Raw genomic sequence first — 25,005 nt, 5'->3', positions numbered from 1 at the left:
AGACTTAGACGGTCTCCCCGGCTTGCCCGGTCTTTGCTTGATCGAAGACCGTTTTTTCGATAAGCAGTACTTTTTCCGCAATGAGTCCGGCGACGCCTTTGGTTTCCACATTCAAACGCAGCAAAGGCTCGGTGTTGGAGCCGCGCAGATTGAAGCGCCAGTCACCGAATTCCATCGACAGGCCATCGATGCGTTCAACGCCAAGCAGAGCGTCCGGCCCCGCGCCTTCGCGAAAGGCGGCCTCTACACCGGCGATGGCGCTGGCCACGTTGGCTACCCGGTAGTTGATTTCACCGCTGCAGGGATACGCCGCCATCCGTTCGGCGACCAGGCGCGACAAGGGTTGCTGTGACACGGAAAGTAGCTCCGCCACCAGCAACCACGGAATCATGCCGCTGTCGCAATAGGCGAAATCGCGGAAGTAGTGGTGGGCGCTCATTTCGCCGCCGTAAATGGCGTCTTCCTGACGCATGCGCTCCTTGATGAAGGCATGGCCGGTTTTGCTCTGGATCGGCCGCCCGCCCGCCCTGGTCACCACATCGACGGTGTTCCAGGTCAGGCGCGGGTCGTGGATGATCTTGGCGCCGGGCTGCTTTTTCAGGAAGGCTTCGGCGAGCAGGCCGACGATGTAATAGCCTTCGATGAATTCGCCGTTTTCGTCGAACAGGAAGCAACGGTCGAAATCGCCGTCCCAGGCGATTCCCATGTCGGCGCCGTGCTGTTTGACCGCATCGGCGGTGTCGGCGCGACATTCGGGCAACAAGGGATTGGGGATGCCGTTCGGAAAGGTGCCATCCGGCTCGTTGTGCACCTTGATGAATTCCACCGGCACCTGCGCTGCCTTGAAACGCGCTTCCAGCGCGTCGACGACGTGGCCCGCCGCGCCGTTGCCGGCATTGACGACCAGTTTGAGCGGCCGTATCGCCTGCGCATCGATGTAGCCGAGCAGGTGATCGATATAGGCCTCCAGAATGTTTTGCCGCTTGAGCGTGCCGCGCCGGGCGACCGGCGAAAAGGCATTTTGCTCGGCCAGACGCTTGATCTCGTTCAGGCCGGAATCGCCGCTGATCGGCTGCGCGCCGCGCTTGACGAGTTTCATGCCGTTGTAGTCGAGCGGATTATGGCTGGCAGTGACTTCGATGCCGCCATCGACGTCGAGGTGGAAGGCGGCAAAGTAGATTTCCTCGGTGCCGGCCAGGCCGATATCGATGACGTCCGCTCCGGCGTCCATCAAGCCATTCGCCAAGGCGAGCTTGAGCGGCTCGGACGTCAGGCGGACATCGCCGCCGACAGCGACACACGTGGGTTTGAGGAATTCGCCATAGGCGCGGCCGATGCGGTAGGCAATATCTTCGTTGAGCTCCTCGCCCAACTTGCCGCGAATGTCATAGGCCTTGAAACAGGTCAGCGTTTTGGTCATGGATGGTCTTTAACAACAGGAAGCTCTTGGCTATGCCAAAGGCGGGCACTTGAAATGCGCCCGCCCACTCTCTCCGGCCCTTATTTTGTCCGCCCGTACTGATCGTCGAAACGCACGATGTCGTCCTCTCCCAGATAGGAACCCGACTGCACTTCGATCAATTCGAGAGGCACCTTGCCCGGATTTTCCAGGCGATGGGTCTCGCCCAGGGGAATGTAGGTCGATTGGTTCTCGGCGAGCAGGATTTCCTTGCTGCCGTTGGTGACCTTGGCCGTCCCCTTGACCACGATCCAGTGTTCAGCCCGGTGATAGTGCATCTGCAGACTGAGCGTGGCGCCCGGATTGACGATGATGCGCTTGACCTGGAAACGGTCGCCGGCGTCGATGCCTTCATAACTCCCCCACGGCCGGAACACCCGCCGATGGAACATCGTTTCGCCCCGGCCGTCCCGGTTCAGGCGTTCGACGATCTTCTTGACGTCTTGCGCATGGTCCTTGGTGGTGACGAGCGTCGCATCAGCGGTTTCGACAATGACGAGGTTTTCCACGCCAATCGCGGCCACCATGTGGCTTTCGGCCCGGATATAGCAGTTGCGGACATTTTCGGTCAGCACATCGCCGACCAGATTGTTGCCGGATTCGTCGCGTTCCACGACTTCGGCAAGCGCCGACCACGAACCGATATCGTTCCAGCCAAGATCGACCGCCTCGATCACCGCCGCGCGCGCGGTGTGCTCCATGACCGCGTAATCAATCGATTCCGAAGGACAGGCGGCAAATGAAGCTTCTTCCAGCCGCAAGAAATCGAGATCCTCTTTCGCATTCTCTACCGCCAGACGGGCTTGTTCGAGCATGGTCGGCTGCACCTTGCCCAGTTCCTCAAGATAAACCGAGGCTTTGAACAGGAACATGCCGCTGTTCCAGTAGTAGCTTCCGTCCGCCAGAAAATCGGCGGCCTTGGCCGCGTTCGGCTTTTCCACGAACGCGTCAACAACGTAGCTGCCCTGCTCCAGCGCTACCCCGCGGCGAATGTAGCCGTAGCCGGTATGCGCCGATGTCGGCTTGATGCCGAAGGTGACCAGGTAGTCTTTTTCCGCGACGCGCGCCGCACGCTCGACGAGCGCACGGAAGTACGTTTCGTTCAGGATGACATGATCCGACGGCAGGATCAGCAACAGCGCCTCCGGATCGGTCTTTGCCGCAATCAGCGCCGCAACCGCGACCGCTGGCGCCGTATTGCGCCCCACCGGTTCAAGCACGATGTTCGACGGCTTGAGCTTCAAGGCCCGCATCTGTTCGGCGACCAGGAAACGTTGCTCGGCATTGCTGATGACGATCGGCGCCGCCAGATCTTCCACGCCGTTCACTCGTTTGGCCGTCTGCTGCAGCAACGAATACTCGCCGGTCAGGGCAAGAAACTGTTTTGGATAAGCCGCGCGGGAAAGCGGCCACATGCGGGTACCACTGCCACCCGAAAGAATTACTGGAATCAGCATGTTCTTTGTTTCAAATGATGAATGTCTATCTTGAATGGCGGCAGAGCACCATGCTTGTGTAAGTCCGGAACGCAGCCATCAGGCAAAACAGGCATCTGCATTGAATCTGGCTGGGAAGGGGGAAGGACTCTACCGCGAACCGCCATTTATATCAAGGAAACATAAAGATCAGAAAACCATAACGGCATGATTTTAATTAACTTTTACTTGCACATGGGCGCATAGAAGATCCCCTTGCGCATCCTTTGCCGAAAGCTGGGGTACGCCATCCAGCGGCCAATCGATGCCGATCAGCGGATCATTCCAGACGATGCAACGCTCGTACTCCGGCGCATAGTAATCGGTCGTCTTGTAGAGAAACTCGGCCATTTCGCTCAGCACCAGAAAGCCATGCGCGAAGCCCGGCGGCACCCAGAGCTGGCGCCTGTTGTCCGCCGACAACACCTCGCCCACCCACTTGCCGAATGTCGGCGACCCCTTGCGGATGTCGACGGCCACGTCGAACACTTCGCCCACAATCGCACGGACAAGCTTCCCCTGCGCTTTGGGAGGAAGCTGGTAGTGCAGGCCGCGCAGGACGTTTTTCGCGCTGCGGGAATGGTTGTCCTGCACGAATTCGACAGCGAGGCCGGTCGCCTCCTGGAATACCTTCTGGTTGTAGCTCTCGTAGAAGAAGCCGCGTTCGTCGCCGAACACTTTGGGCTCGATGAGCAGGACGTCGGGGATGGCCAGTGGGGTGACTTTCATGCGAAAACCTTGTCCTTGAGCAAGCCGAGAAGATATTGGCCGTAGCCGGATTTGACGAGAAGCTGCGCCATTTTTTCCAGATGCGCGTCGTCGACCCAGCCGTTGCGCCAGGCGATTTCCTCGGGGCAGGCGACCTTGAGTCCTTGCCGCTTCTCGATGGTGTTGATGAACTGGCTCGCTTCGAGCATCGATTCATGCGTCCCGGTGTCGAGCCAAGCGTAGCCGCGCCCCATGGTTTGCACGCTGAGCCGGCCTTGCTCGAGGTAAAGCCGGTTCAGGTCGGTGATTTCCAGTTCGCCGCGCGCCGACGGTTTGATGGTTTTCGCCAGTTCGACGACCTGCCGGTCGTAGAAATAGAGGCCGGTTACGGCGTAGCGCGACTTTGGCACCTGCGGCTTTTCTTCGAGGCTGATGGCCCGCCAGTGGTCGTCGAATTCGACGACGCCGTAACGCTCCGGATCATTGACGGCGTAGGCAAAGACGGTCGCTCCGTCTTCCTTGAGATGGGCCTCCTGCACCAGCTGCGCAAAATCGTGGCCGTAGAAAATGTTGTCGCCGAGCACCAGGGCACTGGGCGAATCGCCGATGAATTGCTCGCCGATCAGGAACGCCTGCGCGAGGCCGTCCGGCGATGGCTGCACGGCGTAGCTGAGGTTGATGCCCCACTGGCTGCCGTCGCCGAGCAGCTGCTCGAAGCGCGGTGTGTCCTGCGGCGTCGAGATGATCAGGATGTCGCGAATCCCGGCCAGCATCAGCGTGCTCAGCGGGTAGTAGATCATCGGCTTGTCGAAAATCGGCAGCAGTTGCTTCGAAACGACCTGTGTCGCCGGATAAAGCCGGGTGCCGGAGCCGCCGGCGAGGATGATGCCTTTGCGTTGATTGATTGACATGACGAACCTCAAAGTTCCCTGACACGATAATAGCTGGCGAAGCGCGGTACGCCGTAGTGCGTCAGCTCACGATAGCGATAGGTAACGAGCGCGCCGAGCGGCGGCGGGTCGCGGCGTTCGGCGTCGGAGAGGCCGGTACCGAGCGTGAATTCGACGCCTTCGGGCGTGCGCACGCGCAGGCCGCCGAGCAGGCCCCGGTATTTTCCCTTGCCCGGCAGGTGGGCGATGACGGTCGCTTCGGCGTCCTGCCACAGTTTCAGCTTGAGCAGGGCATCGTGGCGACCGGTGAGGTAGGGCGCGTCGGCGCGATGCAGCATCAGGCCTTCGCCGCCCGCTTGCACGATTTCGGCCAGCTTGTTTTCCAGCGCTTTGCGACTGGCGACTTCGAACTGGTCGACAACTTGCAGCCACGGTACGTCGGCCTCAACGACGAGTTGGCGCATCGCCTGCGCCCGTTCGCGGAAGGTGCCGGACGCGTGCGGAAGTTCGAACAGCATGTAGCGCACCTGCCGCCATTCGGCGTCGTCGGGCACTTGCCGGCGCACGGTGGCGGAGAGGCGGTCGAACTGGCCGCGCCCGATCCACAGCTCGCCGTCGAGCGGCCGCGGCGGGAATTTTTCGACGAACCACGCGGGCGCGGCGATGGGGTTGCCGTTGCGCGTGCGCAAGGATTGGCCGTCCCAGAAGGCGCGCACGCCGTCGAGTTTTTCGCTGACGAGGTAAAGAGAGACGTCGGTGATGGCTTGGGCGGTTTCGGCCAGGAGCAAGGGCGGGGGTTCGGCAGCGAGCGCGGGGAAGGCGGGTAGGGCGAGGAAGGCGAGGGTCAGGGCGGTGAGCACATGATCGCGCAGAGAATCTGCGCTCCTACGGGGGGCGGTGGTTTTTTGGGGGGGGGCGGATTCGTCGGGTGATTGGCTATCGCGCAGAGGATTTGCGCTCCTACGGCGGACGCCAAGGTTTTGTAGGAGCCCGGCTTTGCCGGGCGATTGCCGCCTGTCCGTATTCATCGGTCAAAAATTTCCGCCAGCATGCGCTCGACGCCTTGCCGCCAGTCGGGCAGGCGCAAGCCGAAGGCCGACTGGAGTTTTTGCGTGTCGAGGCGCGAATTGAGCGGCCGCTTCGCCGGTGTCGGGTACGCCGTGGTCGGGATGGCTTCGATGGCCGGCGGGCTGACTTTGATCGGTTGCCCGCATTGGCGTGCGTAGTCGATCACGAAGCGGGCGTAGGCATGCCAGCTCGTTTCGCCCCCCGCCACCAGGTGATAAACGCCGGCCAGTTCCGGTTTCACCTGGGCGATACGGATGGCATGGGCCGTCACGTCGGCGAGCAATTCGGCGCCGGTCGGCGCGCCGATCTGGTCGTCGATGACCTTGAGCTGATCGCGTTCGGCGGCCAGGCGCAGCATGGTCTTGGCGAAGTTGGCACCGCGCGCGGCATAAACCCAGCTGGTGCGGAAGATGAGGTGTTTCTCGCAACGCGCCACGGCCTGCTCGCCTTCGAGCTTGGTGCGGCCATAGACGCTGAGCGGGCCGGTCGCATCGTTCTCGCGCCAGGGCGTTTCGCCGCTGCCGTCGAACACGTAGTCGGTCGAATAATGGACGAGCCAGGCACCGAGTTTCTGCGCTTCATCGGCCAGCACGCCGGGCGCCAGCGCGTTGATGGTGCGCGCCAGCTCCGGCTCCGATTCGGCCTTGTCGACGGCCGTGTAGGCGGCGGCATTGACGATCACGTCCGGCACGACGCGGCGTACGGTTTCCGCCAGTTCGTCCAGCCGGGAAAGATCGCCGCACAAGCCGCCCGAGCAAGCCCGGTCCAGCGCGATGACTTCGCCGAGCGGCGCCAGGCTGCGCTGCAATTCCCAGCCGACCTGGCCGTTCTTGCCGAGCAACAGGATTTTCAACGCGCTCTCCCAGCGTAGTTCTTGTCCAGCCATTCGCGGTAAGCGCCGGACTGAACGTTCGCCACCCAGTCCTGATGATCAAGGTACCACTGCACCGTCTTGCGGATGCCGGTCTCGAACGTTTCGGCCGGTTTCCAGCCGAGTTCGCGTTCGATCTTGCTGGCGTCGATGGCGTAGCGGCGGTCATGACCGGGCCGGTCGGTGACGTAGGTGATTTGCTCCCGGTAAGTGCCGCCGGACGCACGCGGCCGCAGCTCGTCGAGCAGGTCGCAGACGGCATGCACGATGGCGAGATTCGGCTTTTCGTTCCAGCCGCCGACGTTGTACGTTTCGCCCACCTGGCCGGCCTGAAGGACGCACCGAATGGCCGAACAGTGGTCGGTCACGTAAAGCCAGTCGCGGATTTGCTGGCCGTCGCCATAGATCGGCAGCGGTTTGCCGGCCAGCGCGTTCACGATCATCAGCGGAATCAGTTTTTCCGGGAAATGATAGGGGCCGTAGTTGTTGGAACAGTTGGTGGTCAGCACCGGCAGACCGTAGGTGTGGTGGTAGGCGCGCACGAGGTGGTCGGAGGCAGCCTTCGACGCCGAATACGGGCTGTTCGGCTCGTAGCGGTTGGTTTCCTTGAAGGCTGGATCGTCCGCCTTGAGCGAGCCATACACTTCGTCGGTCGATACGTGCAGGAAACGGAACGTTGCTTTCTCGGCTTCATTCAGCGAGGTGAAATGGCCACGCACGCTTTCGAGCAGGTTGAAGGTGCCGACGATGTTGGTCTGGATGAACTCGCCGGGGCCGTGGATCGAGCGGTCGACGTGGCTCTCGGCGGCGAAGTTGATGACGGCACGCGGCCGGTGCTTTTGCAGCAGCGTGTCGATCAGCGCCTTGTCGCCGATGTCGCCCTGCACGAAGGCGTAGCGCGGATCGCCTTGCAGCTCGGCAAGGTTTTCCAGATTGCCGGCGTAGGTCAGCTTGTCGAGATTCAGCACCGGTTCGTCATTCACACGCAACCAATCGAGTACGAAATTGCTGCCGATAAAGCCGGCGCCACCTGTCACTAAAATCATTTTCTCTCCTTTTTCCGTTGATCGCGACCACATCGTTCCGGCATGCCGGCTTCTTTTATAATGAGGCCTTCCTGTCAGCGCCCAATTCTACCTGCCGATGCGCCTCCTGTTGGTCAAAACCTCGTCGCTGGGCGACGTCATCCACAACCTGCCGGTCGTCAGCGATCTGCGCTCGGTTTTCCCCGATGCCCGCATCGACTGGTGTGTCGAGGAGTCGTTCGCCGACATTCCGCGTCTGCATCCGGCCGTCGGCGACATCATCCCGGTCGCCATCCGCCGCTGGCGCAAGGCGCTGTTCAAGCGCTCGACCTGGCAGGAAATCGGCGCGCTGAAAAGGCGCCTCGGCGAAACAAAGTACGACGCGATTCTCGACACGCAAGGACTGATCAAGAGCGCGCTGCTCACCGGCTGCGCCTCCGGCCGCCGCTACGGCTACGCCGCCGAAGTGGCGCGCGAGCCGCTGGCGGCGCAATTCTATGACAGGACGTTCGTCATCCCGTCCAACGCCCATGCCGTCGAACGCAACCGCTGGCTGAGCGCGGCGGCGTTCGACTACCCGGTCGATCTGCCGCTCGATTACGGCATTCAGGCGCCGGCGGTCGATCTGCCGTGGCTGACCGGCGACAAACACGCCGTCCTGCTCACCGCGACCAGCCGCGACGACAAGCTGTGGGACGAAGCGCACTGGATCACCGTCGCCCGCGCCCTCATCGAACGCGGATTGACGCCGGTGCTGCCATCCGGCAACGCGCGCGAGCGCGAACGCGTCGAGCGCATCGTCGCTGCGGCGCCCGGCGCCCTCGCGGCGCCGCCGATGCGCCTCCATGAACTGGCGGGGCTGATCGGCCGCGCCGCGCTGGCCATCGGCGTCGATACGGGACTCGTGCATCTGGCCACCGCTCTGAACGTGCCGACCATCGCCCTCTACATCACGACCGACCCGGCACTGACCGGCGTGCATGGCGTCCGCGCCCTCCACAACCTCGGCGGCCCCGGGCACGCACCGACGCCGGCCGACGTTCTGGCCCTCGCTGAACGGGAACTCAGAGAACGTCATGCCTGAAAGACTTTCACCACCAAGACACCAAGGGCACGAAGTTTCACCAAGAACATCAATGCTCTTGCTTGGTGCCTCTTGGTGTTCTTGGTGTCTTGGTGGTTCGTTTTTTTAACCGGCTTTCCATCCAATGGCACGCATCTTCTACAGCACCCTCTTCTATCTGGCGCAACCGCTCGTCTGGCTGCGCCTGCTGTGGCGGGCGCGCAAGCAGCCGGAATATCTGCAGCATCTTGGCGAACGTTATGGCTTCTACGCGCAATCGGCGCCCGAGCGACTGCTCTGGCTGCACGCCGTGTCGGTCGGCGAGACGCGCGCGGCGGAGCCGCTGATCAAGGCGCTGCTCGACGCCTTTCCCGATCATTCGCTGCTGCTCACGCACATGACGCCGACCGGCCGCGCCACTGGCGGCGAGTTGATCGCCAAATACGGTCCGCGCCTCATGCAGGCTTACCTGCCCTACGACTTGCCGGATGCCTGCGGACGCTTTCTGCGCCACTTCCGCCCCCGCCTCGGCCTGCTCATGGAAACCGAAATCTGGCCGAACCTGATTGCGACGGCCCGCACGCACGGCACCCCCGTCGCCCTCATCAACGCCCGGCTTTCGGCGCGTTCGCAGCGCGGCTACCAGCGCTTTGCCGCACTCATCCGGCCGGCACTCGCGCAACTCTCGGGCATTGCCGCGCAAACGACGGCCGACGCCGAACGACTGACGGCCATCGGCGCCCGCCACGTTCGCGTGAGCGGCAACCTGAAGTTCGACGTCAGGCCGGCCCCGGACAAGCTGGAACTGGGGCACGGCTGGCGGCAGGCACTCGGCGATCGCCCCGTCTGGCTCGCGGCCAGCACGCGCGAGGGCGAGGAAGAGCTGATTCTCGACGCATTCGCCAGACTCAACCGGCCGGACATTCTGCTCCTGCTCGTGCCGCGTCATCCGCAACGCTTCAACGAAGTTGCCGCACTGGTAGAAGCGAAAAAGCTGCCGCTCTGCCGCCGCAGCGCCGGCGCACTGCCCGACGCCACGACGCGCGTCTGGCTCGGCGACAGCATGGGCGAAATGCCGGCTTATTTCTCGGTGGCGGATATCGCGCTGATCGGCGGCACCCTGCTGCCGTTCGGCGGACAGAATCTGATCGAGGCAGCGGCCTGCGGCTGCCCGGTGCTGGCCGGGCCGCACACCTTCAATTTCGCGCAGGCGACGGAAGATTCGATTGCCATCGGCGCCGCCAAACGCATCGCCGATGCCGACGACGCGGCACGGGAAGCCGCTCGTCTACTCGATCAACGGACGGAATTGGCGGCGATGCGCGACGCGGCGGCCGCATTCAGCCGCGCACATCGCGGCGCCACCGACAAGACGGTCGCGCTCGTCAGGGAATTGCTGGCGGCTCGAACTGCGGATTGATCTGCTCGAGGTCGGCTTCGCTGAGCGTGCCGACGGCGGCTTTCAGCTTGAGCTGCGCGAGCAGCGTATCGAAACGCGCTTTCGCCAGGTCGCGCTTCGTCACATAGACCTGTTGCTCGGCGTTCAGCACGTCGATGTTGATGCGCACGCCGACTTCGTAGCCGAGCTTGTTCGATTCGAGCGCGCTCGTGCTCGACACCAGCGCCGCATCGAGCGCCCGCACCTGCGCCAGGCCATTGACCACGCCGAGATACGACTGGCGCGCATTGAGCGCCGCCGTGCGGCGGGCGCTTTCGAGCGATGATTCGGCGGCCGTGCGGTTGGCCACCGCCTCGCGCGTCTTCGAATTTACGTAGCCGCCCTGAAAGATCGGGATCGTGACCTGCAAGCCGATGTTCTTGGCATCCGTCTCGATCGGCGTGTTGCTGGAAAAGGCGTTGTTGTTGCCATAGTTGGCGACCGCGTCGAGCGTCGGGTAATGACCAGCCCGCGCCTTGTCCACTTCCTTGGCTGCGATTTCGGCCGCCGCCTGCTGCACCTGCACGGTAAAGCTGTCCTTCTCGGCGGCATCGACCCAGGCGTCCATGCTCGCCGGCTGCGGCGGATTGAGCCGCGCGTCGGCGCGCAGCCGGTTCAGCTCGCCAGCTTCCTTGCCGACGATGACCCGCAACGCATAGCGCTTCACTTCCAGATCGTTCTCGCCGGCCAGTTCCTGCGCGCTCGCCAGGTCGTAGCGCGACTGCGCTTCATGGGTGTCGGTAATCGTCGCCGTACCGACCTCGAAATTCTTCTTCGCCTGTTCGAGTTGCTGGGCGATGGCCTGCTTGTTGGCGCGCACCGCCCTCAGGTTTTCCTGCGCGTAGAGCACGTCGAAATAGGCTTGCGCGACACGCAAAATCAGGTCTTGAGAGGCCTGCGCAAAGTTGGCCTCGGCCTGCGCCACCTGCAGTTTGGCTTGCCCGTACTGGACGACGTTCTGCCAGCGGAACAGCGGCTGCGTCAGGTTGACGTTCCAGGCGTTGGAGTTGAAATCGCGCGAATAGCTGCGCACATTGGCCGGGCTGTAGGTGTTCTCGTTCCAGACCGTGTTGGCTGTCGCCCCGAGGGTCGGCAGCAGGCCGGACAGCCCTTGCGGCAGCTTCTCGCGCCCGGCCTCGGCGGTGGCACGCGCCGCGGCGTACTGGGCATCATGTGTCAACGCATCGCGATAGACCTGCAGAAGATCGGCCGCAAAAACCGGCACCGCCGCGAACAGCGCCCCCAGCATCAGGGACAAACGTGGTGCTGGGAGATTGATGCGCATGATGCCTTCCTCGTGAAATAAATGTCGGGTGGTCGGGACACCCGAAGCAATCAGAAAACGAACTTGTCGCGCTGCCTGGCGTTGATCAGCGGCGCGACGGACGTTTCCAGCACGTTCACCGTGGTGAACGCGTCTTCGTCGGTGCGCGTGATCAGCTGCATGTGCATGGCCGGCGCCTCGCCGACCACGGCGACCAGCCGGCCGCCGACTTTGAGGCTGCGCAGAATCGTCTCGGGCACGAAGGGCAGCGAGGCGGAAATCACGATCACGTCGTACGGCGCATAGAGGCTCCAGCCTTGCGCGGCGTCACCGAGATCGACGCTGACATTGGCCACACCGGCCCGCGCCAGGTTCTGACGCGCCATGTCGACCAGCGCCGGTTCGATATCGACGGTATAAACGAACTCGGCCTTCGCGGCGAGCAGCGCCGCCATGTAGCCGCCGCCGGCGCCGATTTCGAGCACCGTGTCGGTGTTCTTGACCGCCACTTCCTGCAGCATGCGCGCTTCGACGCGCGGCTCCAGCATGGTCTGGCTGGGATCGCCCTTGGCCAGCAGCGGAAGCTCGACGTCGGTAAACGCCAGATCCTTGTACTCGGTCGGCACGAAGTCCTCGCGCTTGACGACCGACAGCAGCTTCAACACCTCAGGGTCGAGCACCTCCCACGGGCGAATCTGCTGCTGAATCATGTTGAAGCGTGCTTTTTCAATATCCATCGTCACCGCTGACGTCGCTGACATAACCATCCCCATGACCGGTTGATTGGACAAAGCCAATCGTTGCAAAAATGACAGCTTGCAATTATACCCCTTGGCGCTCCGAGTCAGGCACGCCGATCCCCGGTGTTTCCTCGCCCGCGGCCAGTCCGCGCACGAGCAGCTCGAAATGGGTCTGCAGGTAATTCTCGGGGACAAATTCCGGCCCGCAGAAACGCAAGGACGACTGCCAGATCACCAGCATCAACAGCGGGGCGATGATCACGTCGATGGCCGTCTCGACGTCGAGCGACCGGAACTCGCCGCGCTCGATGCCGCGCGCCAGGACCCGGCGCACCAGGCTGCGACCGCGCACGATCACGTTGTCGTGATAATACTGGGCAACCTCCGGGAAATTATGCGCCTCGGCGACGATCAGCTTCGGCACGCCGGCCAGCCGGGTGGCCCCAACCTGCTCCCACCAGCCGAACAGCAGGCGGCGCAACAGATCGACCGATGAGCCGGAGAAATCGGCCAGCATCTCTTCCGCCGCCGCCAGCACCGGCACGATGCCCTCCTCGACCACGGCCCGGAACAGCGCTTCCTTGTTCTCGAAATAGAGGTAGAGCGTGCCCTTGGAAACGCCGGCCTGCGCCGCCACGTCTTCGAGCCGCGTCGCGGCGTAGCCCTTCTCGACGAAATGCTCAAGCGCCGCGGCCGTCAATTCGGCCGGACGCGCCTCCTTGCGGCGACGGCGCGCTGGGCGTTCGCCTGTTGAAGAATATGAAGAGTCCGTCGGAACCATGGACAAAGACCTACCTCGCAATTACTGACCAAAAAGTCACTAACTATAGAACTCCAGCGCCGGAGCGGTCAATTTAAACCTTTCGCCAGCATTGTTCATGGCTTTCCATTGAGGAAGATTCTTTTATAATTGATTCGGATACGCGGTGCTCCGCAGCGGCAAAAGAATAACCGACACATACCGCCGCCACCTGGCGAATGCTCCACACCGCGCCCGATTAACCATGGCTGGAAATCGATCCAGCCTCTGAAAAACGGCAAACCCGTTGAAAAACGGCGACGCAAAGTTTCCGGCCTAACGCCCCCAGGGTTATGGCAGCGGGACTGCCAGAAAAAGAGGTTGAGGGTGAACAACACCGCTATTCGCAAGACAGATACGCGCTTGCCAACTCCGCTTGGTCGAGAAACGCTCCGCGACCGTGGGATATCTCGCTCGCATGCAGGCGAAGCAGCATGAGCGACATGCACAATGTCCCGGCCACCTTGCTGCTCGTCGACGACGAACCCGGCATCTTGTCGTCGCTGAACCGGCTCCTGCGGCCGGCCGGCTATACGATCTTCACCGCGCGCAATGGCCGCGAGGCGCTGGCGATTCTCGAACAGAATCCGGTCGACCTCGTCCTTTCCGATATGCGCATGCCGGAAATGGATGGCGCCAAATTCCTCGAACAGGTCCGCACCAACTGGCCGGGCACCGTACGCTTGCTGCTCACAGGCTATGCCGATATCGCGTCGACGATCGACGCCATCAATCGCGGCGAAATCTATCGTTACATCGCCAAACCCTGGGATGACAACGACCTCAAGCTGATCGTGCGCGACGCGCTCGAGTCCTCCCGCCTGCGCCGCGAAAATGCCCGGCTGCTCGCGCTGACCCAGGCGCAAAACGACGAATTGCGCGACTTCAACAGCCAACTGGAGGAAAAAGTCCGACAGCGGACAGCCGAAATCGAGCAGATCAACAGCTTCCTCAATCTGGCCAATGAACGGCTCAAGCAAAATTTCCTGCTCTCGATCAAGGTATTTTCCGGATTACTGGAACTGCGCGGCAGCCACATCGCGGGACACTCGCGACGCATCGCCGAACAGGCCCGCCAGCTGGCCCAGCACATGCAGCTTGACCCGAAAACGGCGCAGGACGTTTTCTGCGCCGGCCTCCTACACGACATCGGCAAGATCGGTTTCCCGGACGGCATGCTCCAGAAACCGCCCTCGCGCCTCACCGGTGAGGAGTACGCGCATTACCGCCGGCATACGGTCACCGGCGAAATGGCGTTGATGCCGCTCGAAGAACTGAAGGAGGTCGGGCACATCGTGCGCTCGCATCACGAGCGCTTCGACGGCCAGGGCTTCCCCGATACGCTTGAGGGCGAGGCCATTCCGCTCGGGGCGCGGATTCTGGCCGTCATCAACGACTACGACGGCCTGCTGCACGGCGCCCTGGCCGACAAGCGGATTCCCCCCGAGCAAGCCCGGACGATGCTGCTCAACGCGCGCGGCAAGCGCTACGACCCGGCCATCGTCGATGCCTTCATCGACATGTTGAGCGTAGAAGTCAAGGAAGTCGTTCCAGAGAAAATCATCCCCTACCTCGACCTGCAGATCGGCATGGTGCTCGCGCGCGATCTGGAAAACCGCGAGGGCATGCTGCTGCTGGCCGCCGGCCGGGCGCTCGACGTGAACCTGATCCGTCACATTCAGACTTACATGCGGCGCGAGCAACACCCGCCCGCCGTTTATATCCGCACCGACAAACAGACGGCAACGAACACCGAAAGCCGCACGGCCACACCGTCGGACGACGAACAGAAAGGAAGCTCGCCATGTCCCGCCTAATGATTGTCGATGACGACCCGCTGATCCTGAACGCGCTGCGCCGCCTCTTTTCGCGCACGCCATGCACGATTTCGGGCGACGAACGCACCGTTCACGTCGACACCTTCGACACGCCCGAGGCGGCCTTGAACAAGGCGAAACACGTGGCCTACGACCTCGTACTCTCCGATTACCGGATGCCGACGATGAACGGCGTCGATTTCCTGAAGGCGATCCGCGACATCCAGCCGGAGGCGGCACGCCTCATCCTGTCCGGCTATGCCGACCTCAACGGCCTGATCGGCGCGATCAACGAGGCCGGCATCGTCCGCTTCATCTCCAAGCCGTGGAACGATTACGAGCTGATCTCGAGCATCGGCCAGGTACTCACCCTGCGTGAGTTGAGCCTGGAAAACCTGCGCCTGGCCGATCTCGCCCGACTCGCGCAAGGCCAGGTCACGCCCGAGGAAATCGAACGCAAGCGGCTGGAAGCCGAGGAACCCGGCATCACCCGCGTCATCTGGGGCACGGACGGCTCGGTGCTGCTCGACGAATCGCTGCTCGACGACGAAACGAATACGTCGTGCGGCCGCACGCCAACGGACACCCGCGCTTCATGACTGCGACGAAAAAAGCCCCGCCGGATCAGAACACACCACCCGAGGCTGACGATGATCCCGGCGCCCTGCCCTGCCCGGAGGCATACCGGAATCTCGAGAATATTTCGTTGCACGAGCACTACCAGCAACGCATCGCCGATCTGCTCAACCACGACCAGCAAACCGGCCTGCCGAACCGCACGGCTTTCCTGCAGGCGCTCAACAACACGCTGCAACAAAGGCAGACGAACAATCTGGAGATTTCGGTGCTGCATGTGAGCATCGACAACTTCATTGCCCTGCACAACACCGTCGGCTCACCGCGTACCAATGAGCTGGTCACGCTCGTCGCCACACGCATCCACGAGGCCTTGCGCCATAGCGACCGGCTGGCGCGGGTGGGCGAGAACCGGTTCGCCATCCTGCTCGATACGACGACCACGGAGGCCGACAATCCGGCGCGCGAGGTCGCCGAACGCATCCTGAACAGCATCCGCCGGCCGGTCGATGAACCGGAACGGCCGGTGCGGCTGACCGCCTCGATCGGCATCGGATCGCAACCCGCCCAGTCGGGTGACGCGGAGCAATTCCTCACTCTGGCCGTGCTGGCGACCGAGGAGGCCAAGGCGCGGGGCGGCAACCAGATCGTCTGCCTCGACGCGTCCGCCGCCCAGCAACTCAACACGCGGCATGCCTTGCTCGCCGAGCTGGAGATCGCCATCAAGCGCGGCGATTTGCGGGCCCATTACCAACCGCAGGTCTGCCTGCTCACCGGCCAGATGTGCGGCACGGAAGCGCTGGTCCGCTGGCAACACCCCGAACGCGGCCTGATCCCGCCGGGCGAATTCATCCCCCTGGCCGAAAACAATCATCTGATCATCGACATCGGCGAATGGATGCTCGAGGAAGTCTGCCGCCAGATGCGGGAATGGCGGCAAGCCGGACTGCCACCGCTCAAGACCTCGATCAACCTCGGCGCCCGACACTTCCTGATGCCCCACCTGACCGAAAAGATCGGCCGCACCCTGGAACGGTACGAAATCCCGCCGCACCAGCTCGAAATCGAAATCACCGAGGGCGCCATGATGCAGGATGTGCTGGCGGCCATCCAATGCACGTCCAGGCTCAAGCAACTCGGCGTGCGCCTCGCGCTTGACGACTTCGGCACCGGCTATTCCTCGCTCGCCTATCTCTCGCGCTTCCCGATCGACACGGTCAAGATCGATCAGTCCTTCGTGCGCGACATCACGACCAATCCGGCCAACGCGGCCATCGCCGAGGCGATCATCGCCATGTCGCACAAGCTCGGCAAGACGGTGCTCGCCGAGGGGGTAGAGAGCGAAGAGCAGATGCGCTTCCTGCAGCGCGAGGAATGCGACACGGTGCAGGGCTACTGGCTGGGACGGCCACTGCCGGCCGACAGCATTCCGCCACTTCTGCAAGGCGGCACCGCGCTGCCGCCGGACGGGCAGCACGCCCTCCACGGCCGCCTGGCCGTCCTCTTCGTCGATGACGAGCCGCACATCCTGTCATCGTTGCGCCGCACCTTGCGCCGGGAAGGCTACGCCATCCTGACCGCGACGACGGCCACCGAGGCCATGTCGCTGCTGGCCCGACACCGGGTGCATGTCGTCATTTCCGATCAGCGCATGCCGGAAATGAGCGGCACCGAATTCCTCGCCCGCGTGAAAAGTCTCTATCCCGAGACGGTGCGCATGATCCTTTCCGGCTATGCCGATGTCTCGGCCGTGACCGACGCCATCAACAAGGGCGCCGCCTATCGGTTCCTGCTCAAGCCTTGGGAAGATCACGTACTGAAAGAAGAACTCAAACTCGCCTTGCGCTACTGGCGCGAACAATTTGGACGGGGAAAATCCAATGACTGAGACGCCAACTCCGCAGCAGGCCGCGACGATGGCAAGCCACACGCAGCTCCCCATCGATGCCCGTGTGCTGCTCGTCGACGACGACCCGATTCTGTGCATGCAGATCAAGCGGCTGGCGGAGCGCTTCGTCGGCGAAATCCGCATCGCCACCGACGGTCTGGAAGGACTCGCCGTCTGGCGCGACTGGCAACCCGACGTCGTCGTCGCCGACATCTTCATGCCGGGCATGAACGGCCTCGAGATGAGCGCCGCCATCAAGGCCGAGGATTCCAACGCGCAGATCATCGTCATCACCTCGAGCCAGGAAGCGGAAAGCCTGCGCCAGGCGCTCGTCCTCGGCGTCGAGCGTTACATCAACAAGCCGATCGACATCCATCTGCTCGTCGACGCCATCGCCAAGTGCCTGCGCGACCGCCAGCACATCGAGGAACTGCGCCTGTCCCGGCAGGTCGCCGCCTTGAGTCACGCACTGCAAGAACAGCTCTTGGAGAAGACACGCACGGAGGAAGCCTTGCGGCAGGAGAAGGCCGAACACCTCAAACTCATTAACCGGCTTGAGGAAGCCCACAACCAGCTGCTGCAATCGGAAAAAATGGCGTCGATCGGCCAACTCGCGGCCGGCATCGCGCACGATATCAACAACCCGGTCGGCTTCGTCAATTCCAACCTCGGCGCTCTGCAGGACTATGTACGCGGCCTCCTGCGCCTGACGGCGACCTACGAGCGGCACGAACGCGAACTTTCTCCAGCCGGCCAGGCGGAGCTCAGGCAAGTCCGCGAGGACATCGATCTCGACTTCCTGCGCGCCGACATCGGCAATCTGCTCGACGAATCGCTCGGCGGCCTGCAGCGCGTCAAACGCATCGTGCAGGATCTCAAGGATTTCTCGCACGTCGGCGACACCGAAATGCAGTGGGCCGACATCACCTGCGGGCTGGAAAGCACGCTCAACGTCGTCTGGAACGAACTCAAGTACAAGGCCGAAGTCATCAAGGATTACGCCGCGCTGCCGGCGATCGAATGCATCCCCTCGCAACTCAACCAGGTCTTCATGAACCTGCTCGTCAACGCGGCGCAAGCGATTCCCGAGCGCGGCACGATCACCATTCGCACCCGTGCCAATGACGAACAGATCAGCATCGAAATCGCCGATACCGGCGCCGGTATCCCGCCCGACATCATGAACCGGATTTTCGACCCCTTCTTCACCACCAAGCCGGTCGGCACCGGCACCGGCCTCGGCCTCTCGATCACGCACGGCATCGTCCGCAAGCACAACGGCCGCATCACCGTCGACAGCGCACCGGGCCAAGGCAGCCGTTTCCGCATCGAGCTGCCGGTGCGCCAGCCGGTCGGGGCGAGCACGACACGAGAAACGACGAGATAAAATTACGCCGGCCGTCGCCCACGTGCCAGATGCTGCATGACGAGCGGGTGCTGAAGGAAGGCCAGCCAATTGGCATCCAGCGTGGTCAGCAAACCGGAAGCCCGTGCAACGTTGCCTTGCGCCCCGGCCTGCTCGATTTCGAGGGCCACGGCATACAACCCGGAGGCGCAAAGGTTGGAGGCCGCCCCCTTGATGAAATGCGCGGCCTGCCGGACCGGCGCCCCTTGGCCCGACGTCAGCGCCTGCTTGAGCTGGTCGATATTGGCCGGCATATTGGCGATGAACATGTCGAGGATGGATTCGACGAGCTCGCCGTCGCCCATCATCAATTCCCGGAAGGCCTCGTAACGGAAAATCTGCTCGAGACTGGCCGCATCCGCCTCTCGTCCCTCCTGCGCCTCCGCCTCGGCGGGTGGCAGCGCCGCGGCCGTCGCGGCCGTCGCTTCGACGCAAAGCCAGCGCTCAAGACAAGCCGCCAACGCGTCGACCACGATCGGCTTCGTCAGATAGTCGTCCATGCCGGCATCGAGGCATTTCTCGCGGTCGCCATTGAGCGCGTTGGCCGTCATGGCGATGATCGGCACCTTGACGCCCCGCTCGCGCAGGCGCTGCGTCGCCTCGTAGCCATCGAGTTTTGGCATCTGGCAGTCCATCAGGATCAGGTCGAACGGCGTGCTGGCCGCCGCTTCGACCGCCTCCAGCGCTTCCAGACCATCGCGTGCCTTGGCCAGATTGGCGTAACCGAGCTTGGCGAGGATGCCGCGAATGACGAGCATGTTGACCGAGTTGTCCTCGACGATGAGCAGGCGCGAATTCTTCTTTTCGGCCAGCAAGGCGGCGCTCCGCCCCTCCGCCCCCTCGTTCTCTCCGGCCGACGCTTTTTCGCCGCCGGCGGCGCCCCGGTTCAATTTCTCCAGGCAGGCCATCAGCGCTGACGCGGTCACCGGCTTGTGCAACAAATCGTCGAACCCACCGAACCCCGCGGCGGCAAACTCGCCCGCCGTGCCGCGAAATCCGGCCGGAACGCAGACGATGCACGGGAGAGCCACGTCGCCTGTTCCTTGCCCCCCCGCTTCGACACTCTGCAAGCGCCGGGCGAGGCTCACGCCATCCATGTGCGGCATATCGCGGTCGACAAAGAGGGCGCGGTAGCCACGCCCCTGCTCGTACCCGGCCGCGCGCGCGGCAGCGAAAGCGGCCAGCGCGGCATCCCCCGAAGTCGCCGCATCCACCTCCATGCCCAGCGCCCGCAAGCGGGCGTCGAGTCCAGCGCAGGCCACGGCGTTGTCATCGACCACCAGCATGCGCGCCCCTTGGAGCGCCGGCAGACCGGCGTTCGCCTCGCTTTTGCCAAGGGCCGCATCGAGCGGCAGGCGCACGCGAAAAGTCGTGCCGCGCCCTTCCTCGCTGTCGACGGCGATGTCGCCGCCCATCAGGTCGACGAGCTGGCGCGTGATCGCCAGACCAAGACCGGTGCCGCCGTACTTGCGCGTCGTCGACGAATCGGCCTGCTCGAAGGGAGCGAAGACCTTGTCGAGATTTTCGCGCGCGATGCCGATGCCGGTGTCGCTGACTTCGAACTGCACCAGCCTTCGCCCGTCCGGCCCGGCCAAGCTGCCCGCGCTGGCAACGCGCAACGAGACCGTCCCCGCCGGCGTGAATTTGAGCGCGTTGCCGATCAGGTTGGTGAGAATCTGCTTGATCCGGCCGGGGTCGCCGCGCAGGCGCACCGGCACGTCGGGGTCGAGGCAGCAGGCGAATTCGAGCCCCTTCTCGTCGGCGCGCAGCCCATTGAGGCCGGCCATGTCGTCGACCAGCCCCGGCAGGCTGAAGTCGATTTTTTCGAGCACCAGCTTGTGCGCCTCGATCTTCGAGAAGTCGAGGATGTCGTTGATGATCGCCAGCAGCGATTCGGAACTGGAACGGATGACCTCCAGGTAGCGCTTCTGTTCGGCGTTGAGCGGCGTGTCGGCGAGCAGCGCGGTCATGCCCATGACGCCGTTCATCGGCGTGCGGATTTCGTGCGACATCATGGCCAGGAAGGAAGCCTTGGCGCGGTTGGCCGCCTCGGCCCGTTCGCGCGCGGCGATCAGGTCCTTCTCGGCCAGAATGCGCTCGGTCATGTCGTTGAAGCCGAACACGCGGCCGATGATCCGCTCGTCGAGATACTGCGGCAGCGACTTGCACTGGAAGACACGGCCATCGGCCAGATGCAGCAGGTCTTCCGTCTCCTTGCTCTCGACGATTTCGCGCAGCCGCTGCTGAAACAGTTCCGATTCGGCGATCAGGCCGGAGACGTGCGCCAGGATCGCGTCGTCGTCGCGTTTCAGCAGCAGGTCCTCGGGCACCGCCCACATTGAGCTGAACAGCCGGTTCATGCTGGCGATATGACCCTGCCAGTCGATCACCAGAATGCCGTTGCCGGTCGATTCGAGCGTCGCCCGCAACTGCGAGGTGGTATGCGCCAGATCGCCTTCGATGCTGGAGGCTTCCTCGACCTCGCGCGCCTGCACCATCAGCCAGCGCGGTGGCGATCCGGTCGCGTCTTCGTCCTCGAGCACGCGCACCGATTTGATCGCCGCCCGCATGTTGCCGTCGGAACACAGGTACAAGCCCTCCTGCGCCTCGATGTTCGACGGCTGGCCGCTGCGCACTTCTTCCCAGTAGAAGACGTCCTGCAGCGCGCATTCGACGTCGAGAATCGACTTGCCGAGCAGCTCCGCCTCGGCGTAGCCAAGCAGCTGCAGGGCCACCCGATTGGCGAAAACGATGTTCAGCGTATCCGCCTCGACGAGCAGGATCATCTGCTCGGCGTGGTCGATCAGCCGTCGCTCGATGCCGGCGATCATGGCTGCCCCGCTTCCTTGCTCGGCGCACTCGCATCGAAGTAGTAGCTGACCTGCTTGCGCGGATTCAGGTAGGCGTAGATTTCACGCGGCAACTGCGCCGGCCGGAGCGCCTTGACGATATTGACGTCCACTTCGTTGCCCATGTCGACGAGGATCGCCTCCTCCTTGGGAATTTCCGCATCGTAGGCCACCACCATCGGCTTCATCGGCTTGGCGGTATTGACCGTCGCCACCATGCCGATGACGCCGTTCGACAACTGGACGATCGTTCCCGGCGGATAGACGCCGAGACAGCGCACCAGCACCTGCAGCAGCTTCGGGTCGAACCTGGTGCGCAGGCGGGCGAACATCATCGACAACGCTTCGTGCGGCGTCAGCGCCTTGGCCAGATCGACCGGGTTGCACAGGTTGTCGTAATAGTTGGCGATGGCGACGATGCGTGCCAGCAGGTTGATGGCTTCGCCCTTGAGCTTTTGCGGATAGCCGCTGCCGTCGAACATTTCGTGGTGCTGCAGGATGATCGCCTGCGTCGCCGGCGCAAAACCGAGCCGCTTGCCGAGTTCGACGCCGTACTGGCAATGCATCTCATAGAGTTTCTGCTCGGCCGTCGTCCACGGCTCGTGCTTCATCAGGATCTTGTCCGGGATTTCGGTCCGCCCGACATCATGGAACAGCGCGCCCATGCCGAGCAGCTGGACGACCTCCGTTGGCAACTTGATGTCGCGCGCCACCATCAGCGAGAGCATGGTGACGTTCAGCGAGTGGAAATACATTTCCTCGCCGCCGATCTTGTCGCCCATCACGTGAATGGCCAGTTCGGGCGCCGACAGGATCGAATCGGCAATCTGGCCGATCAGCGCCGTCGCCTGCGCAACCGTTTCCTCGGGCCGCGCCAGCAGGTTCTTCTCGACGTTGTGGATCGTCCGTGCCGTATCGACGAAGGCGTGCTCGATACGCTCGGCCGCCGCGCGCTGCTGCTTGATCTTCTCGATCAGCGCCCGCTTGGCGGCGAGCGCCGGGTGCTCCTTGAGCACCGGCACTTCTTCGGGCGCACTTTCCGGCACCGCCTCCGGCACGACCGACGGCGCAAGCGGCAACGGCTGCAGATCGCTGCGCGCCGGGTCGTAGCGGATTTTCTTCACGCCCAGGCTGCGGATGATGCGGATCTGCTCCTCGTCCTTGATCTTGAAGTTGTTGAAGGCGAACGGATGCTCGAACCACTTCAGGTCAAGATGGACGTACAAGCCGACCCGTAGCTGGTCGGCCGTCACACAGACGCTATCGGATTCCGCCATGCCCTCACTCTCCCGTCGCGGATTGTTTTTATGGGCAGCATCGTAGTTTCTTTTTGACGCCGCGGCCACTGCGGGGGGAAACAAAACCGAGATAAACCTTCATCACCAAGTCACCAAGGGCACCAAGTTTCACCAAGAAAAACCTTGCAAGAGGTTTGCCTTTCTTGGTGCACCTTTGTGTTCTTGGTGACTTGGTGGTTCGCCTTTAGCGGCAAAGGCTAGTGCTGCAAAATCTTGGCCAAGAACTGGTGCGCACGCTCGGAGCGGGGGCTATCGAAGAAGGCTTCCTTGCTGTCGTCCTCGACGATGCGGCCGTGATCCATGAACACGACGCGGTGCGCGACACGCTTGGCAAAGCCCATTTCGTGCGTCACGCACATCATGGTCATGCCTTCCTGCGCCAGTTCGGTCATCACGTCGAGTACCTCGTTGATCATCTCCGGATCGAGCGCCGAGGTCGGCTCGTCGAACAGCATGCAGATCGGATCCATGGCCAGCGCCCGGGCGATGGCCACGCGCTGCTGCTGGCCGCCGGAAAGCTGGCCCGGGAATTTGTGCGCGTGCGCCTTGAGGCCGACGCGGTCGAGCAATTGCAGCCCCTTGACCTCGGCTTCGGCGAGATCGCGGCCGAGCACCTTGGTTTGGGCGATGCTCAGGTTCTTGGCGATCGACATGTGCGGGAACAGCTCGAAATTCTGGAAGACCATGCCGACGTGCGAACGCAGCTTGGAAAGATTGGTTTTCGGGTCGCCGACGGCCACGCCATTGACCGTAATCCCGCCGCTCTGGAACGGCTCCAGCCCATTGACGCACTTGATCAGTGTCGATTTGCCGGACCCGGACGGCCCGCAGACGACAACCACTTCGCCCTTGTTGACGTGCGTCGTGCAGTCGGTCAGCACCTGAAAGGCGCCGTAATGCTTATTGACGTTATTGATTGAAATCATTGGAAATCTCCTGAGGACACATCAGGCCGTTTTCAGTCTTTTCTGATAGAAACGCACCAGCTGCGAGGCGGAAAAACAGAGGACGAAATAGACGGCACCGGCAAAAAGCAGCATCTCGACGAGGCGCCCGTCACGGTCGCCGACCTTGGAGGCGGTGCCGAAGAAATCGGCGAGCGCCGAGACGTAAACCAGCGAGGTGTCCTGAAACAGGATGATCCCCTGCGTGAGCAGCAGCGGCACCATGTTGCGGAACGCCTGCGGCAGCACGACGAGGCGCATCGATTGCCAATAGTTCATGCCGAGCGCACTGGCGGCGGCCATCTGGCCTTTCGACACCGACTGGATGCCGGCACGGATGATTTCCGAGTAGTACGCCGCCTCGAACAGCGCAAAGCCGGCAATCGCCGAACCGAGGCGCATGTCGGTGCCGCGCGGCACGCCGAGCAGTTGTTCGAGCAGATGCGGCACGATCAGGAAGAACCACAGCAGCACCATGACCAGCGGGATGGCGCGGAAGGTATTCACGTAGCCGGCGGCAAACCACGAAAGCGGCTTGATCGAGGAGAGCCGCATCATCGCCAGCAGCGTGCCCCAGACGATGCCGATCACTACCGCCGCGACCATGATCTCCAGCGAAACGAGCATCCCCTTGGCGAGGAAGGGCAAGGCACCGGGAATCGAAGACCAGTCAAATTCGTACATGTCATTTGCCTCCGATGAAGCCGGGCACGCGCACACGCGCTTCCACCCGGCGCATGAGCACCATCACCGTAACGTTGATTACTACGTAGGCCAGCGTCACGGCGATGAAGGATTCGTAAGGCTGCGCCGTGTAATCGACGAGCTGCCGCCCCTGCGCCGCCAGTTCGAGCAGACCGATCGTCGAACAGACGGCGGAGTTCTTGAAGATGTTGAGGAATTCCGAGGTGAGCGGCGGCACGACGAGGCGGAAGGCCATCGGCAGCAGCACGTAGCGGTAGGTTTGCGGCAGCGTGAAGCCGATCGCCAGACCGGCGTTCTTCTGACCGCGCGGCAGCGACTCGATGCCGGAGCGCACCTGCTCGGCGACACGGGCGCTGGTGAACAGGCCAAGGCAGAGCATCGACGAGAGGAATTGCTGCACGAACGGATTGCTCTGCTTGAAGGCGTTGCCAAGCTCGGTCGGCAACAGCTCGGGCAGAACGAAATACCAGAGGAAAAGCTGCACGAGCAGCGGGATGTTGCGGAACACTTCAACGTAAGCGGCGGCAATTCCGGACAGCAGCTTGTTCGGCACCGTGCGCAGCACGCCGACCAGCGCGCCGAGCAACAGCGCGATGAGCCACGCCGTCAGAGATAATCCGATGGTCGTCTTGAAACCATAGACCATCCAGTCGAAATACGTGCCGCTACCGGTCGCCGACGGCTGCAGAAAAACTTCCCAGTTCCAGTTGTAGGCCATGTCCT

General features: G+C 62.9%; 21 protein-coding genes and 1 riboswitch. Of the genes, 6 read left to right on the top strand and 15 right to left on the bottom strand.

Translation table 11 applies throughout. The features are described 5' to 3' along the window. Positions 1–4: 4 nt before the first annotated feature. The 7 genes from cpsG to rfbB form a co-directional block, all read right to left on the bottom strand. Entirely contained in the window at positions 5–1,420 is a 1,416-nt protein-coding gene (cpsG, locus tag GH659_RS07025) for a phosphomannomutase CpsG (protein ID WP_153110540.1), read from the bottom strand. A gap of 80 nt (positions 1,421–1,500) precedes the next feature. Further along, positions 1,501–2,916, bottom strand: coding sequence for a mannose-1-phosphate guanylyltransferase/mannose-6-phosphate isomerase (locus GH659_RS07020; protein WP_153110539.1), 1,416 nt, complete (start codon positions 2,914–2,916; stop codon positions 1,501–1,503). A 192-nt stretch (positions 2,917–3,108) separates the two neighbouring features. Then, positions 3,109–3,663, bottom strand: coding sequence for a dTDP-4-dehydrorhamnose 3,5-epimerase (gene rfbC, locus GH659_RS07015; protein WP_153110537.1), 555 nt, complete (start codon positions 3,661–3,663; stop codon positions 3,109–3,111). Continuing rightward, entirely contained in the window at positions 3,660–4,547 is an 888-nt protein-coding gene (rfbA, locus tag GH659_RS07010) for a glucose-1-phosphate thymidylyltransferase RfbA (RefSeq protein ID WP_211364144.1), read from the bottom strand. The genes rfbC and rfbA overlap by 4 nt, the downstream gene beginning before the upstream one ends. Before the next feature lie 14 nt (positions 4,548–4,561). Further along, positions 4,562–5,392: a DNA ligase gene (locus GH659_RS07005; RefSeq protein WP_246167762.1), complete on the bottom strand. Its 831-nt coding sequence runs from the start codon at positions 5,390–5,392 to the stop codon at positions 4,562–4,564. A gap of 164 nt (positions 5,393–5,556) precedes the next feature. Beyond that, positions 5,557–6,453 carry a dTDP-4-dehydrorhamnose reductase gene (gene rfbD / locus GH659_RS07000; protein WP_153110585.1) on the bottom strand — a complete coding sequence of 299 codons (897 nt, stop codon included), beginning with the start codon at positions 6,451–6,453 and terminating at the stop codon, positions 5,557–5,559. Further along, a complete protein-coding gene (gene rfbB / locus GH659_RS06995) occupies positions 6,450–7,517 on the bottom strand; it encodes a dTDP-glucose 4,6-dehydratase (RefSeq protein ID WP_153110531.1) in 1,068 nt (355 codons plus the stop codon). The genes rfbD and rfbB overlap by 4 nt, the downstream gene beginning before the upstream one ends. A 97-nt stretch (positions 7,518–7,614) precedes the next feature. On the opposite strand from rfbB, the gene waaC reads away from it, so the two are divergent. Beyond that, complete coding sequence (gene waaC / locus GH659_RS06990) at positions 7,615–8,580, top strand: lipopolysaccharide heptosyltransferase I (RefSeq protein WP_153110529.1); 966 nt, start codon at positions 7,615–7,617, stop codon at positions 8,578–8,580. 124 nt (positions 8,581–8,704) lie between these two features. Continuing rightward, positions 8,705–9,979 carry a lipid IV(A) 3-deoxy-D-manno-octulosonic acid transferase gene (waaA, locus tag GH659_RS06985; RefSeq protein ID WP_153110527.1) on the top strand — a complete coding sequence of 425 codons (1,275 nt, stop codon included), beginning with the start codon at positions 8,705–8,707 and terminating at the stop codon, positions 9,977–9,979. On the opposite strand, the gene GH659_RS06980 is transcribed toward waaA, so the two are convergent. The 3 genes from GH659_RS06980 to GH659_RS06970 form a co-directional block, all read right to left on the bottom strand. Next, a complete protein-coding gene (locus tag GH659_RS06980; RefSeq protein ID WP_153110525.1) occupies positions 9,945–11,282 on the bottom strand; it encodes a TolC family outer membrane protein in 1,338 nt (445 codons plus the stop codon). The two genes, waaA and GH659_RS06980, sit on opposite strands and share 35 nt — an antisense overlap. 50 nt (positions 11,283–11,332) lie before the next feature. Continuing rightward, positions 11,333–11,998: a protein-L-isoaspartate O-methyltransferase family protein gene (locus tag GH659_RS06975; RefSeq protein WP_153110583.1), complete on the bottom strand. Its 666-nt coding sequence runs from the start codon at positions 11,996–11,998 to the stop codon at positions 11,333–11,335. Positions 11,999–12,083: 85 nt separating this feature from the next. Next, positions 12,084–12,782: a TetR/AcrR family transcriptional regulator gene (locus tag GH659_RS06970; protein WP_153110523.1), complete on the bottom strand. Its 699-nt coding sequence runs from the start codon at positions 12,780–12,782 to the stop codon at positions 12,084–12,086. Positions 12,783–13,027: 245 nt separating this feature from the next. Beyond that, a riboswitch (cyclic di-GMP riboswitch) is annotated at positions 13,028–13,113 on the top strand. Positions 13,114–13,234: 121 nt separating this feature from the next. Here GH659_RS06970 and nosR point away from each other — a divergent pair. Genes nosR through GH659_RS06950 form a run of 4 tightly spaced genes read left to right on the top strand, consistent with a single transcriptional unit; the run spans position 13,235 to position 18,468 of the window. Beyond that, on the top strand, positions 13,235–14,617 hold the full coding sequence (gene nosR, locus GH659_RS06965) for a response regulator c-di-GMP phosphodiesterase, NosR family (protein WP_153110521.1): 1,383 nt from the start codon (positions 13,235–13,237) through the stop codon (positions 14,615–14,617). Further along, positions 14,605–15,216 carry a response regulator gene (locus GH659_RS06960; protein ID WP_153110519.1) on the top strand — a complete coding sequence of 204 codons (612 nt, stop codon included), beginning with the start codon at positions 14,605–14,607 and terminating at the stop codon, positions 15,214–15,216. The genes nosR and GH659_RS06960 overlap by 13 nt, the downstream gene beginning before the upstream one ends. Then, complete coding sequence (locus GH659_RS06955; RefSeq protein ID WP_153110517.1) at positions 15,213–17,081, top strand: EAL domain-containing protein; 1,869 nt, start codon at positions 15,213–15,215, stop codon at positions 17,079–17,081. The genes GH659_RS06960 and GH659_RS06955 overlap by 4 nt, the downstream gene beginning before the upstream one ends. After that, positions 17,074–18,468 carry an ATP-binding protein gene (locus GH659_RS06950; protein ID WP_153110515.1) on the top strand — a complete coding sequence of 465 codons (1,395 nt, stop codon included), beginning with the start codon at positions 17,074–17,076 and terminating at the stop codon, positions 18,466–18,468. The genes GH659_RS06955 and GH659_RS06950 overlap by 8 nt, the downstream gene beginning before the upstream one ends. A gap of 2 nt (positions 18,469–18,470) precedes the next feature. Here GH659_RS06950 and GH659_RS06945 read toward each other — a convergent pair whose 3' ends face one another. From GH659_RS06945 to GH659_RS06925, 5 genes are all read right to left on the bottom strand, one after another. Then, a complete protein-coding gene (locus GH659_RS06945) occupies positions 18,471–21,317 on the bottom strand; it encodes a hybrid sensor histidine kinase/response regulator (RefSeq protein WP_153110513.1) in 2,847 nt (948 codons plus the stop codon). Next, positions 21,314–22,612 (bottom strand): HD-GYP domain-containing protein, encoded by a 1,299-nt coding sequence (locus GH659_RS06940; RefSeq protein WP_153110511.1) that lies wholly within the window; start codon positions 22,610–22,612, stop codon positions 21,314–21,316. Before GH659_RS06940 ends, GH659_RS06945 begins: the two co-directional genes overlap by 4 nt. Before the next feature lie 218 nt (positions 22,613–22,830). Further along, a complete protein-coding gene (locus GH659_RS06935; RefSeq protein WP_153110508.1) occupies positions 22,831–23,559 on the bottom strand; it encodes an amino acid ABC transporter ATP-binding protein in 729 nt (242 codons plus the stop codon). Positions 23,560–23,580: 21 nt separating this feature from the next. Further along, positions 23,581–24,261, bottom strand: coding sequence for a glutamate/aspartate ABC transporter permease GltK (gene gltK, locus GH659_RS06930; protein ID WP_153110506.1), 681 nt, complete (start codon positions 24,259–24,261; stop codon positions 23,581–23,583). Between the two features lies 1 nt (position 24,262). After that, positions 24,263–25,000, bottom strand: a complete 738-nt coding sequence (locus tag GH659_RS06925) for an amino acid ABC transporter permease (protein ID WP_153110504.1) — start codon at positions 24,998–25,000, stop codon at positions 24,263–24,265. Positions 25,001–25,005 lie beyond the last annotated feature (5 nt).

The organism is Propionivibrio limicola (assembly GCF_009469695.1).
Lineage (GTDB): Bacteria > Pseudomonadota > Gammaproteobacteria > Burkholderiales > Rhodocyclaceae > Propionivibrio > Propionivibrio limicola.
Note: the sequence above shows the minus strand (reverse complement) of the source record. Positions and strands in the feature narration are given on the sequence as shown.

Coding starts and splice junctions, on each gene's coding strand:
- GH659_RS06980 (WP_153110525.1), bottom strand. CDS start 11,282: ATGCGCATCAATCTCCCAGCACCACGTTTGTCCCTGATGCTGGGGGCG.
- GH659_RS06940 (WP_153110511.1), bottom strand. CDS start 22,612: ATGGCGGAATCCGATAGCGTCTGTGTGACGGCCGACCAGCTACGGGTC.
- GH659_RS06935 (WP_153110508.1), bottom strand. CDS start 23,559: ATGATTTCAATCAATAACGTCAATAAGCATTACGGCGCCTTTCAGGTG.
- GH659_RS06950 (WP_153110515.1), top strand. CDS start 17,074: ATGACTGAGACGCCAACTCCGCAGCAGGCCGCGACGATGGCAAGCCAC.
- waaA (WP_153110527.1), top strand. CDS start 8,705: ATGGCACGCATCTTCTACAGCACCCTCTTCTATCTGGCGCAACCGCTC.
- nosR (WP_153110521.1), top strand. CDS start 13,235: ATGAGCGACATGCACAATGTCCCGGCCACCTTGCTGCTCGTCGACGAC.
- cpsG (WP_153110540.1), bottom strand. CDS start 1,420: ATGACCAAAACGCTGACCTGTTTCAAGGCCTATGACATTCGCGGCAAG.
- GH659_RS06970 (WP_153110523.1), bottom strand. CDS start 12,782: ATGGTTCCGACGGACTCTTCATATTCTTCAACAGGCGAACGCCCAGCG.
- GH659_RS06955 (WP_153110517.1), top strand. CDS start 15,213: ATGACTGCGACGAAAAAAGCCCCGCCGGATCAGAACACACCACCCGAG.
- GH659_RS07020 (WP_153110539.1), bottom strand. CDS start 2,916: ATGCTGATTCCAGTAATTCTTTCGGGTGGCAGTGGTACCCGCATGTGG.
- GH659_RS06925 (WP_153110504.1), bottom strand. CDS start 25,000: ATGGCCTACAACTGGAACTGGGAAGTTTTTCTGCAGCCGTCGGCGACC.
- rfbC (WP_153110537.1), bottom strand. CDS start 3,663: ATGAAAGTCACCCCACTGGCCATCCCCGACGTCCTGCTCATCGAGCCC.
- gltK (WP_153110506.1), bottom strand. CDS start 24,261: ATGTACGAATTTGACTGGTCTTCGATTCCCGGTGCCTTGCCCTTCCTC.
- GH659_RS06945 (WP_153110513.1), bottom strand. CDS start 21,317: ATGATCGCCGGCATCGAGCGACGGCTGATCGACCACGCCGAGCAGATG.
- waaC (WP_153110529.1), top strand. CDS start 7,615: ATGCGCCTCCTGTTGGTCAAAACCTCGTCGCTGGGCGACGTCATCCAC.
- GH659_RS06960 (WP_153110519.1), top strand. CDS start 14,605: ATGTCCCGCCTAATGATTGTCGATGACGACCCGCTGATCCTGAACGCG.
- GH659_RS06975 (WP_153110583.1), bottom strand. CDS start 11,998: ATGGATATTGAAAAAGCACGCTTCAACATGATTCAGCAGCAGATTCGC.
- rfbB (WP_153110531.1), bottom strand. CDS start 7,517: ATGATTTTAGTGACAGGTGGCGCCGGCTTTATCGGCAGCAATTTCGTA.